The following is a 14,666-nucleotide window of genomic DNA, read 5'->3' on the forward strand; positions in this document are numbered from 1 at the left end:
ATGAGCCAACAACAAACGAATACAAATGCACAAGAGCAAATGTGGACAGTTGAACAACTTGAACCAAAACTTTTGCTTTCTGCAGATTTAATGCCAGGAATACAAGAAATTACTGGAGCTATTGATCAACCAGGTCAACAAAAACAATATGAGTTTGTTATTAAAGAGAAAACAAAATTCTTTTTTGATGGTGTAGAAGGTGAAAATTTTAACTGGTCATTGCAAGGTAAAGAATATGGTAAAAATTTTTCTGCAATTGAATTAAATCAAGATAGCCATAAATTTTTAGAGCTTATTCCTGATACATATAAACTAACTATTGATGGTAATAATGATCAAGTTGGAAACTATAAATTTAGATTATTTGGCGAAGAAAGTGCTATAAAATTAGAGCCAAATCAAGAGACACATCTGAATCTTAATCCTGTAAGTCAAGCTGTTTTATATCAAATAGATGTGGCAGCAGGAGATCGTATATTTTTTGAAAGTCATATTAATGATGCAACATGGAGTATTTTTGATAATAATGCTCAATTAGTCAAAAATCGTTTAACTACAAATGATAGTCAAGGATTTGTAGCAGAAAAAAGTGGTTCTTATTGGTTATCTATAGATAGTAGTACTCATTATAGTAATTTAGAAGGTAACTTTACTTTACATGTTTTAAAGCCTGAAATTTCATCATTAAATATAAATGAAGAAAAGACAGTAAACTTTAATAAACCATTTGAGTCAAAGCAATTTAATTTTAAAATAGATCAGGATCAATGGGTGGTATTTGATCAGATTACAGAAGGATTAAAAAATACAGAATGGTCTATTAAAGATGAAAGTTCAAATATTATTTTCTCATCTCTCATTACATTAGAAAGTAAAAGTAAAGCAGTACCCAAGTTTTTAAAAATAGGCACTTATACTTTAGAAATAAATAGCTTAAATATTACAGCTGGTGAAATTAAATTTATTGTAAAAACAAACTCTAAAGTCGATGATCTTATTGATGAAAACAATAAAGGATTGATATTAAATAATATTGGTACTGAGTCAAAATTTGTAAAAATTAACAGTGGGAGTAATGAACTCATTTCACTTATTTCTGAAAGATATATTTCAGAAATTGGATATGCTAAAAATATTGATTTAGAAAATTTCACTGAGAAGTTAGTAAACAGTCACTTCGCATTAAGTAGCTATGATTTATTTGAATTAAAGCTAAACAAAGATGATAAATTACTTCTTGAAAAAGAACAATCTAATACACTCATAAGAATTTTTGATAGATATGGTAATGAGATTGTCAAAGCTGAAGCAAATAGCTTAAGCTTTAATGTGACTGAGAATGGTTTATATTATATAGGTATCAGTACAACTGATAATAATAATTATAATATTAATAGTAAACCAGAAAAAGGTATCGATCAAAACGTACTATTAAAAATAAAGTATAAATCGGCTATTGAAAGTGACAATCAGTTAGATGATGTGAGAGATTCGATTTGGACAGCACAAAAACTTGATATTTTAAAAACAGAAAGATTACAAGTTACTATTGGTGATAACGAAACGGATTATAATGATGTTGATTTTTATAAATTCCAAGTGAAAAAGGGTAACACAATCAATATATCAGTACCACGTAGTACTGAAATACAGGGATTTTTAAAAATCTTTGATATAAATAGAAGAGAGTTAGTACAAACTAGTAATTCAGCAATTTCTTATACATTTAGTGCAGATGGTGAATATTACTTAGCATTTAGTTCAGAAAGTAATAGATATTACAACCCAAATTATGAAAATTCTGGTAATTATGGAAAATCAATTAAAGGAACGATAACTGTAGATATAAAATTAACTACTACAGATATTCCTAAAGTATATTTGCTTGATCGTTATGGGAATCTAATTTTAGATACTAATATTCATCAGCTTGATTTAATCAAACAGAAAATAAATTTAAATGAAGAGTACTATCTTTGGATTAAATCTTCGTCAAAAAATGTGAATAGTTTTGAGTATAGTATTGGACTTTCAAATTCAAAAGAAGATAGACTTGATTTAAATGATAGTAAAAAAATAGAATATAAGTTTGATAGCATTGTTCAGACATATGACGTAGAGTTGAATGTCACGGAGTCTGGAACATATTTTATTTATCCTGAAAAAACACAGGTAAATACAAAATGGAACTTAAATGGACCTGGACTAAAAAATTTAGAGTGGAGTAATAATGTTAAAAAAGGAGATAACATAGTACAAGCAGTATATTTAACAAAAGGTTTTTATAAGCTTTCTATTTCAAACTATGATTCAGTCGGAAGTTTTGGTCTAGATTTCATTTCCAGTAAATTAGCAGCTCCAATTCAATCAGGTCAGGACTACACAGTAGAACATTTACGACCTGGTCAATTTATTACTTACCAATTAGATTCAAGAATTCTAGATGAATATAGCTTTCAACTAAATACAGCAAATCCTGATCTGAATATGACAGTTTGGGATCAATATGGAAAAATTCTTTCTAATTATTTAACAGATAATACCAATTTTTATCAAGATTATGAGCAAAATAAAATCTATATAACTATCGCAAACGATAGTCTGGTAGAAGCTATTGATAATATTTCTTTTAAAGTCAATACAATTAAACATGATCAGCTAGTAAACGTTGTTAAGTCAATCTCTTTAGGACAAACTGTAGAAGATTTTGCTAAAGATTTACCACGAAATATTAATTATGACTTTAAACTTGAAAAAGATAGTTTTGTTAGTTTTGAGTTTTTAAAGAATGTATATGAAGAAGTTTTAATTGTAGGTCCAGAAGGGGAAAATTTATTAAATCAAACTAATATATATGCAGGGTGGTTAATTGCAGGGCAATATTACATTGAATTTAAAAATAAAATAAAAAATAGTAATTTTATTTTTCAAGTAAGAGATGTTAGTCAGTTTGAAACTTTAGATAAAAATATTACAAGACAAGTTGAGCTTTCATCACAAGCGGATGTCTACCATTTTAGTATGGATGAGGAGCATGATTACTCAATTAGTGCGAGTCAATATTCTGAGGATTACAACTTTAAGATCTTAAGTATAGATGGGTTTACACTATTTGATGGCAAACTTTCGAATTATAATTTTTACTTAAACAGAAAAGATTTAATAGATGACTATATATTAATTATAGAATCAACCAATAATGAAAATTCCGAATTGAACTTTCGTTTAAGTTCATTCCCTAAAAAAGTAGAAATTAATGATTCTACTGTTATGGATTTCATTAATTTGTCTTCTGGACGAGAGCAGGAATTTGAGATTAATGTTGATGCTGATGGTCTATACTTTTTTGATTTGACTTATACAGGTTCGTTGAACTTTCGATTTGATGAAAAAAATTTTTATCAAACAATCGGATCACAGAATAGTGAAGAGTCTAACGATCAAGTGCTATCCTTTGCGCTGACTAAAGGAAAGCATAAAGTTTACTTAACAGCGTTGGATAACAACGATGTTAGAGCTAAGCTCAACCTTCAGTCAGTTGCTAATATTCCAGTTCTGGAAAAGGTAGGTTCCGAATTAATTGTTCCTACTCTTGAAGCTAATCAAACTTCTTGGTTGAAATTAGCTACACGTTCTTATGAAGACTTTAAGTTAAATTATATTAATAATCCAAATGTAACTATTCAAATTTTTAATGAAAATGGAGAGTTATATAAATCATTTGATAATGATTTTACGTTAAATGTGGAAGATAACTTAGATTATCTGTATTTTTCTATATATAACAAATCTAGTAATGAAGTTAGTGGGTTAAAGTTTGGTGTAGAACCCAAATATCAATATATTGATATCAATCAAGAGTTACAATTCAATTACTCGAGTTCAGATGTTGAACCATTCTTTTCATTTGATATCGTAAATGATGGTTTCATAACCATTGAATTTTTAAGTAAAAACTATCAAAGTTTTAAAGTAATTGATACACATGGAGAGGTTTATTCAGGGGCTGCTGAATATGTTAATAATATCAGTGGAATGGCTTATCAAACTCTATGGCTACAATCTGGTAAGTATAAATTAGAATTTGAATTAACTAATACGGTAGAAAACAGTTCAATAAATGATTTTTACTTGAACATATCTGATGATAGTCAAACTCAATTAATTAATCTAAATCAGGATACTGAAGTTGATTTAATTGGTAGTGTTGCTTATCAAGTTTATGAATTTAATGTATCTAATTCAAAAAGTTATAGTATAAAGCTATTAAATGATGTAAGTAATATTCAAATCCGTTTGCTAACAATGGATGGCACTGAATGGTTTTCTGGTCAGCTAACATCTGAGTCAACTGATTTAGGACCTGTTGTTTTTTCTCAGAAATATAAGTTGGTGATATGGAGTGCAGCAGATCAAAATTTAGTTAATCCGATAGTTTTACTTGAAGAAACAGAAAATTTAAACAATAGTATTTCAGTCATTTCAAAAAAGATGGTTGAACCAGGCCAAGAACTAATTTTGGATGGGCAGGTTGATGTTAATCAAGATTTTCAAATTGTTACACTTGAGATCAAGCAAGATGGTTTGTATTTTCTTAACCAATTACAGCAAGGTAATCTATTAAACTGGAGTTTGTTAGGTCCAAGAGTTCAATATAATAGTATTAAATCACTGGATGGTTTACATTTAAGAAGAGGAGTCTATTTTTTAGCAATTGCTAATAGTAATCACGAAGCTCTTAATTATAAGTTTAGTATTTTTTCTTCAATATCTATAGAAAATGAATTATTAAAAGATAATTCTATTAATATAAATTCTCTTGCTAAAAATGAGTCTGTTTTTTATAAACTATCTGTTGATCTAGACGAACAATTATCGTTCAAAGCTCTTAGTGATTTTTCTAGGCTAAAAATTGATTTTTGGTCTGATAATGGAGATTTTATTGGTTCTTATATTAATATCGAAAGCGTTTTTGATATTATTTTAAAACAAAAACAATTGTCGAGTGCAATATACTTAAGCATTACTAATATATCCCCTGATATTATTGAGAATATTAATTTTACTGTGGTAAATAAAAGGCCATACATTGATATTTATCGTGACAACATAATTGATTACAACGATCTCTATGATGGTGTTGAATTTGAATTTAATGTTGATGATAAAAGATTATTCTCTGTTAATATTGATAAAAATTTAGGTGTTTCATATCAATTTTTTAAATTAATTAATGGTGATGAGTATGCTGTTAACTCATTATCGGATTCAAGTAATAAATTGTATTTATTTGAGAAGGGTAATTATATAATTAAAATTTACTTTGATTATATTCCCGATTCTGATGGTGCTATAAGTATTAATTTTAATAAGTTTGACGAAAATAAAACTATTGATTTGGTTGAGCATAATACTGTTTCAGAAGATAGTTTGCAAATGTATGAATTCGTTGCAGATAGTACCTTACAATATTTTATTAATTTTCCTGGTCATAATAATTCTGAATATGCAAGCTTTTTGTTGAAGTTGGTGGAAGAAAATGGTCAAATTATAATGTCTGATTATTATTATAGAACTTTATCCTTACCTTTACTTGAGCATAATAAAAAATATTGGTTGATTGTTGAAAATCTTAACGGAGTTGAAGCAAATTTAGATTTCTATAAAACTGAAAGGCAGCAGCAATTTACAGTTAATTATAATACAGCCTTAAAATTTGATGAAAAATTTGATTTTCAAAATCAGCAACAGGAAACTATTTTAAATGTTGAAGAAGCTGGAACTTATTTCATTAAAATTTCTGCTTTTGAAAGTTTCTATTATAGTCTGGTAGGTCTTGGGTCTGATAGTGCAAATAGAGGGCCTATCCATGCAAGTGAATTCAATACTGATTATGGTGCTTTTAGCTTGCAAGAAATGATACATTTACAGAAGGGTACTTATAAACTCATTTCTAATGCTGGTTGGCAAACGGGGTACACCTCTTTTGAAATTTTATCGGCTAGCCAAGCTAATAATTTACTTGTTAATAAGGAAACTATTATTGAGCAATTAGAGCTAGGTGAGACAGTTTTATATAAAGTCTCTCAAGACTATTTTGCTACTTATACAGATAACTATAACCGTTTTACCTTTAAAACTATATCAGAAAATTATGGTATTGAATTCAATTTTTGGACTCAAGATGGAACGAGAATTGATAATAATCCAATTGAGTTATTAAAAACACAGCCATTTTTCTATATTTCAGCAATGAACATTGGTTCTGAGAAGCAAACTGGCGTTAAGTTTTCATTGAATAAAGAAGATTTAATCCATAAGCCAGTTCAAAGTGAGATAATTAGCGTAAATCAGAAAATTAGTAAAAATAGTAGTGAATTAGATGATCGTATCTCGTATAGTTTTGCTTTAAAAGAAGATAGTTTTATCTCATTTAACTTTATAAAAAATGCTTTTGATAATATTAAAATTACTGGTCCATCAGGATTATTGTTTGATGGTTCTCCAAGAATTTTGAATGACATAAATCGTAAAGGATTAGAAGATTTCTGGTTTAAAACAGGCGTCTATAAAATTGAGTTCTATGGGAAAATTGACGGAAATAATTTTGAGTTTATTTTGCAAGAGCAAAGTAGTTTCTTAAATATTGAACAAAATCTACCATCATCAGTGAGTTTAGCCACAAAAGGTGATTATCAATTCTTTAATTTATCTATTGAGAGTAATACTGAATACTGGTTGCACTATAATACATCTGGCCAGAATATATCTAACCTGAAATTTAGTTTATATAGTCAAGATGGTATTATAATATCTACTGGTACTCTTTCATCGTTGTACCAAACGTTACCTAAAAATAGCCTAAATTCTAAATATATATTGTTAATTGAAAATTTAGGCAATACTCAGGCTGTTTTTAAAATTGATTTAATTAAAAAGAAAGTTTCACAGCCAAAAGTTATCGATTTAAATACTACTGTAAATGATCAATTTGTAGGGCTTGAGCAGCAAAGTAAATATTCATTTACTGTTGATAAAATGACAGCTTTAAAAATTATAGATCAATCGACTAATAGTTCGAGTAATACATATAAAATTATAGATAGTAATGGTTTGATTGTGAAATTAAGTCATAGTGTTTATATTTTATCTACTGGTAACTATACTCTTTTAGTTGAAAGTAATAATGAGCCGAATGATATTGTTGGTGAAATTAGTTTTAAAACACTTATAACTAATAGTTTTTTAGATGTTAATTTTGGTTCTAATATGTCTATTAATATTAATCAGGGCTTGCCTGGTAATATTATTAAGGCTGTTTTTGATAAAAATAGAATTTATGATTTTGAGACTAACTATAATTCTGGATTTATTATTTATGATGAAAAAGGAAATGTTGTAAAAGAGATTGGTAGTTATTATGGTTATAATGGTTGGTTTGATGTAAAAGAAACAAGCACTTATTATCTACAAGCATTTAATTATAACGATGATTATACGGGAAGTGTCTCTTTTTCTTTAAATAGTAAAGATAAGTATTTGAATTTAACTGTAGGTGAGATTGTTTCTAATGTTTCCATTAAGAGTAATAGTTTGCAGAAATATAATTTTACTATTACAAAGGACTCTTTATATAAAATAAATAGTTATTTAAATGATTATTCTTCGCAAATTTTTATTTATAAAAAATCTTCTCAAAGTCCTTTGGTTAATTCTAATTTTACTTTTAATGAAACAGAAGCTATTAATTTAGATGCTGGTGATTATGAAATAATTATTTATAATTATAATAATTATCCTGCTAGTTACTCTTTGGAAGTTATTGATTTATTGAATTCAAATATTCCAAGTTTTAACCTTGAACATCCATTTACTATAAGTGCTAATAATAGCCGCAAAGCTAATGTACAGAGTGTTTCTGGTGTAGCTGGTGATTCTTGGCTAATTGATTTAAGAAATATTGGAAAAATTGATCAATATATTCGTTGGGAGTTATATGACCCTTCAGGGAAAAAAGTTATATCATCTTATCAGTATGATAATAATGATAGTGCTGTTAAATATACATTAACTCAATCTGGTCAATATATTTTATTAGTTTTTGGAGTGCTACAAACTACACAACGAGAGACTTCAATACTAATTACGAAACCTGTTGAAGTAAGAAAAGCAATTCAAATTGGTGAGCAAATTTCTGGTCAAATTATGAATGGTGGAGATGTTCACTACTATGATCTGAAGCTTGATAAGGCAACAAGTTTTATTGTTGATGCTACATTAGGGCAAACAATCTTTAATATTTTAAGAGAAGATGGTTCTCTGATTGATTCAAATGCTTATTCAATCCAATATTTACCAGCTGGTACTTATCACTTAGTATTTAAAGGAGTAAATACGCAGACACCTAAGTATTCATTTAAATTAATTGATTATATTGAAAAAGCTCAAGAAATTTCTGATTTAAGTAATATTTCTTTAACATTGCAAGAAAATGAGAGATTTAAATTCTTACAGCTTAATACTATTGCTGACCAAAAATATAGCCTTGATTTTTTGTCATCTACAAATCTTTGGTATCAAATAGTTGATATAAATGGACAGGTTTTACAGTCAGGAAATGACTATAATACTTCTGCTTTTACTGCATTAGCAGATAAATATTATATTGTTATTGGTAGAGACTATAATATTAATACTGTTGATAATTTTAATATTAAAATTTTACCAGTATTGAATACTACTCGGCAGTTAGAATATGGTGAATTAATTGCAACTTCATTTTTAACTCAATTTGATCAGATAGATTATACCTTTAGTATAACTAAAGAGGGTTGGCTGGATCTTAGTGATGTATCTTCTAGTCATTCAAATATTTCTTTAAGACTATTAAATCAAACTAAAGAACAGCTTTTTTACCGTAGTGATTTGCCTGCTATTAATGGAAGTAGTCGTATCTATCTCTTTGAAGGAAACTATACCTTAAGATTAAACTCTAATACTTCACAATCTAGTTATTTGAAGTTGAGGGCTTCTGTACATGAGGCAGATCAATACGATCAAGCTGGTCAAAGTCTTGCTACGGCTTATGAACTATACTTACCAACGCAATCTAAAACAGAATTGTTACAACCAGTTGTTGAACAACCTTACTTATATCGATTTGTTTTAACTCAGGGTGATGTTTTTGGTCTTAAGCTTTCTGACTTACAAGGAAGTCTATCTTTACTCGATGTAGCAGGTAGTGAAATTGCAATTAGCTCTACAGGTGAACTGCAATATAGCGCTACCTCTACGAGTATTTATTATCTTAAAATTGTTAATAAAACTAAAATTGATAAGCAAGTCTTAAATTTCACTCGTAGCAAATTAAATCAATTAATGAGTGATGATGTAGGTGATACTACTGAAAATGCTAAAGAGTTGAATTTTAAGACAGGTACTAAACTTGAAATTAAGACTAATATTGGTAATGGTATAAATGCAAATAAAGATGTTGATCTTTACCAAATTATGCTAGTTGCGGGTGAAAAATTAAATATAGATTCTTATTCAAACTATGGTTTCTTAACTCAAATTTTTAATTCTTCTGGTAATCGTGTTTATAGTACTGGTGGCACAGGTTCATATACTGCTGAGCAAACTGGTGTTTATTATATTGGATTTAGTGGAAGTGAGAATAATCACTACGACCCGATTACTGGAAAAAATACTTATAGTTCTAATACTGGGCTAAATACTGTTGTATTAAGCCGTCAAAGTGGCTTCATTCATCCTATTACTCAATTTTCTGAGCAAATTTTAATACCTGATAATGCAACTTCAACAGAAAGTTGGTCTGGAAGTCTAACTGCTGGTACAACCCAAGACTTCTATCTAGATGTAAAAACTGATGGTCTGTACTATTTAGATCGGACAACTTCTGGATATTATGCTTCAAATTATGATCAAGTGACTTTAATAGATTTACAGTCTAGAGTACTAGGGACTAGCTTTAATGCAGCATATTTTCTTAAAGCAGGTAAGTATAAATATACGATTTTAAAGAGATATAATAATGATTATATCGATTTTAAATGGGTAAATTTAAGCTCACAAGCAAAAGAAATTCAATTTGGTCAGTCAGTTTCATTAGGTTTTTCAAAAAATGCAGCTGCTGATCGTATTTATAAGTTCTATGCAGACGCGAATCAAGTCCTACAGTTTAATAGTCTAGGTAATATATCTGGAACTGCGCCAAAATATAAAATCATAAACGAATATGGTCAAAATATTTCGGATGTTAATTTAGATGCATCTTTAGATAGTCAACCAATTAATATTAAATATTCTGGAAATTATTATATTGTTTTTGATGATGTATCTACAGGATATAGTTCTGAATATTACCAGTATTCAGGCTCTGTGTCCTTTCAGATAGATCATGTCGATTTGAAAAAATTACCAGTACTAAGTTTTAATGAAAACGTAACAGGTATATTAAATCCAGATAAACAGGAAGTGACATATCAATTAAATATAAATGAAAAGTCTAATCTATTATTTGATTTATTAACTCTAACTGATCCAGAAGTGCAGATTTCAATTGCTGATTATAATGGAAGTATTGTTTATTCGAATTATTCTAATAATATAAATGCTTCATTATTCACTTTAAATGTAGGTAGCTATACAGTTAAGGTTAAAACGACAAGTTTAGTGCAGCAAAAATATGGTTTTAAACTCCTCAATTTGGCTCAAGTACAGCAGATTGAAAGTGGTCAAGCAGTAGAAGGCCGCCTTAAACCAGAAGGTGAAATGCTTTCATATCAGATTGATGTGGATGCTGGCGATAGAGTGTTTATTGATTTTGATCAGTTGATTACGCAAACATATGGCTATTTCAATGGAGTCTGGAAACAAAACTATCTTACTAGCTTAGTCGTAATTGATCCTTATGGTCGTAAGCAAACAATATCACGAAATGATTTAAATAATTTGGGGTCTGAATTTGTTGCTAGTGTCTCGGGTAAGTACACCATATTATTTGATGAATTAGATCGTTATGACATTGAACTACCATTCCATATGGCGGTATATGTTCATGCTCCATCAAACCCAATTGTGATTGATTTAAATAATAATGCATCAAAAGTTGATTTTTCTGTTCAAAATTTAACTGTTCAGAGTAGTGACCGTGAAACCATCAAATCTGGAAGCCAGTTAGAAATTAACTGGATATTGGCAAATATTGGTAATAATAGTTCGTTTGGTGACTTTACAGATCGAGTTCTGATCAAGAATAAAACTACTGGAGAGATTATTGCAGAGAGTCTAGTGCCTTATTCTGAACAGAATGATGGTTCTATATCTTCTAATCAATCTATTACGCGTACTACTAAAATTAAGTTGCCTGAAGGTATTTCAGGAGCTGGAGATTTTGAGGTTATAGTTGAAGCAGATGTCTATAATCAACAAAATGAAACTGTAGAATCAAGAAAAAACAATCAAACATCTTACGTTTTTAAAAGTGAATTAAGAGCTTATCCTAATTTAACTGTCGAACATATTTCTCTGTCACCTGCACTTAACTGGCAGGCGGGCGATTCAGTTACTTTAAATTGGGAGGTTAAAAACTCTGGACAGGCTCCAGCGACTGGATCATGGGTAGAGAAAATTGAAATTATCAATCTCACAACAGGAACAGTTGTTGTTAGTAAAGATCTTCTTATCTCTAATCAAACCCTAGAGCAAGGCAACTCTACTCAACGTCAATTTAATTTTATTTGGCCTTCGGATAAATACGCTGTTGGGCAATTCGCTATAAAAGTCAAAGTAGATGCTCTTAATACTATTTCTGAATTTAACCAAAGTGGTTCATTAGAAAATGACAATGAAGGAATGATTGAAGTAGTCGCAGGACCAGACCTAGTTGTTAAGAACATCCAACTGTTACAGCCGCAAATCCAAGCAGGGGAACGTGTGACAGTGGTATGGCAGGATGTGAACCAAGGTAGTGTTACAACCCCAACAAACTTTCAAGATCGAATTATTATTCGAGCGCGAAATACAGATGGTAGCATCGGTAAAACCATATTAAATTTTGCTGTGGCATTTAATGGTCAAGATGCTTTGCCAATTAAAGCTGGTGAAGTGCGCAATCGTAGTTTCAGTTTCACTATGCCGGAAGGAGTGGCAGGTGCTGGACAATTTGTTATTGAGGTCGTTGCAGATAGCAATATTACTGGCCAAGGAATTATTTATGAAGTAAATGCATTAAATAATGCAGAAATCAATAATAGCTCGACTGAAGCATTTATTTCATCGCCTAAAATGTATGCTGACTTAGCAGTATCTCAAATTATTGTTCCAGAAACTATTGGTGCGGGTAATTTAACTCAAGTGCAATGGACTGTGACAAACCGTGGCGATAAAGCCGCGGAGGGCCAGTGGGTCGATCGTATTATTTTAAGTCGTGACTCTGTCATTGGTAATGCTGACGATATTATTTTGGCTAGCTACAATAGAGTGAAAGATTTAAATGTTGGCGAAAGTTACCAGCAAAAAGCTTCGATTACTATGCCAGCTCGTCTTGAAGGAAGCTACTATATTGCTGTAATAAGCGATATTAATCAAATTGTTAAAGAACCAGATACTAGAGCGAACAATCAGGCAATTTCTGCTCAGTTTAATGTTGTTAGAACTTATTCTGATCTTAGTCCTGAAATTATTTCTTCTCCAACAGTATTAGGGAAAAATGAATCTGGACGTATTGCCTGGAAAGTAACAAATAATGGAACTTTAGCAACAGATGTAAATCGTTGGGTGGATACAGTTTATATTTCAACTAAATCATCTTTTGATTCAAGTGCAAGTGTGCTGGGTTCTGTTACACATACGGGTGGTCTAGCTGTTGGAAATGCTTATCAAGCATATCTAGATTTTGCTTTGAATGGGAATGTTGATCAATATTATTTATTTGTTAAAACAGATAGTTATGGCGCTGTATATGAGCCAGACCATACTGAAAATAATATTGTTGTTTCTCAATCAATTGCTTTAGAAGCGGAAAAGCTTCCAGATATTCAAGTATCTGATATTTCAGTCGAGAGCCAGTGGCGGTCTGGAAATCAGGTTCAATTAACCTATACATTGACGAATATGGGGACAGCTGACTTTACAGGTTTTGTATATGATCGTGTCCGTTTAGTAAATATTACAAACCCAAGTCAAACTTATGCGTTAGCAACGCCTTCTTTTAATCGTAGCATTCAAAAAGGAGATAGCTTTACACAGCAAATGACGATAAATGTACCTGCGCTTAGTTTAGGAGCTTGGCGTTTAGAAGTTATTTCTGATGTTAATAATTATGTTCGTGAGCTAGATTTAGTAAGCCATCAAGGTACACAAAACATTGAAATTGTGAGTCCTGATCTTGTTGTTGGTAATGTAAAAACAACAGGAGTTTTACAAGGTGGACAAAATATTGATATTTCATGGACAACGTATAATCAGGGAACTACAAAAGCTGCTCAGGTTAAAGATATCGTTTATTTATCACTTGATGATGTGATTGATTATAAAGATATTAAAATTGGTGAAGTAGTTCACTCAGCAATAGAGAGTCAACAATCTATTTCGTCTATTTTAAATTATAAAATCCCAGAAAGTTTATCTGGGCGTTGGCGTTTACTTATTGTCACTGATGCTGACAATAAAAACTTTGAATACAATGCTGAACAAAATAATCAATATCAGCAAAGTCTAGAGATTGCTAAAGCAGAATATGCAGACTTGATCGTAAGCAATATTAAGGCTCCAACCCAAGTTATTGGTGATCCTGCTTCTTTAAGTGTTGAGTGGACAGTGTCTAATATTGGAACAGGCACTGGATTAAACACGACTTGGACAGATACGGTTATTTATTCTACTGACGATATTATTGGCAATTCGGATGATATTGTTTTAGGCAAAGTTGTACATGATGGGACTTTGGAAAAAAACAATAGTTATACCTCGTCTATTCAGTATCGTTTTGGTCCTAATTTTACTAGACATGGTCACGTTTTTGTTCAAACAGATAGCTTAAAGCAAGTTTGGGAAAATGATCTCGAATCGAATAATACAGTGGAATTCGATCATCTTGTTGATGTAATGCCAAAAGCTTATGCTGATTTACAATTAACTTCATTATCAATTGATAATGCAGAAAAGTTGATCAGTGGTTCATCTACAACTGTTCGATGGTCAGTAAGTAATAACGGTATTGGTATTACAGACAAAGATTCATGGTTAGATCATGTATGGCTAAGCAGTCAGGCAGATGGAAAAGGGCAATTATGGGATCTTGGTTCAGTTCAACATTTAGGTTATTTGGCAGCGAGTGATAGTTATGAACACTCGCTTACAGTTACATTACCGGATGGATTGTCAGGAAATTATTACTTAAATGTCGGTACGAATGTTGGTCATAGTGTATTTGAGTTTATTTATAATGATAATAACCAAAAAACCGGTTTAGCTATTCCTATACAACTTGCTGAATATCCTGACCTTGTTGTAACAAATATTACTTTACCAGATATGGCAACTGAAAGTTCAGAAGTTGAGTTTACATGGACTATTACTAACCAAGGTCCAAAGAATGCAAATGGTAGTTGGACGGATAGTCTTCGCCTGATTTCTCTCGA

1 protein-coding gene (cut by a window edge) is annotated in these 14,666 nt (G+C 30.4%); it reads left to right on the forward strand.

Going from position 1 to position 14,666, the window contains the following annotated elements; genetic code table 11:
• On the forward strand, positions 1-14,666 hold the 5' portion of the coding sequence (locus tag ODQ17_RS12540) for a CARDB domain-containing protein (RefSeq protein WP_322904011.1). 22,822 nt of this gene lie beyond the right edge of the window; the window shows 14,666 of its 37,488 coding nt (coding positions 1-14,666); the start codon lies at positions 1-3; its stop codon lies beyond the right edge, outside the window.

The organism is Acinetobacter sp. IRS14, assembly GCF_034650275.1.
GTDB lineage: Bacteria > Pseudomonadota > Gammaproteobacteria > Pseudomonadales > Moraxellaceae > Acinetobacter > Acinetobacter oleivorans.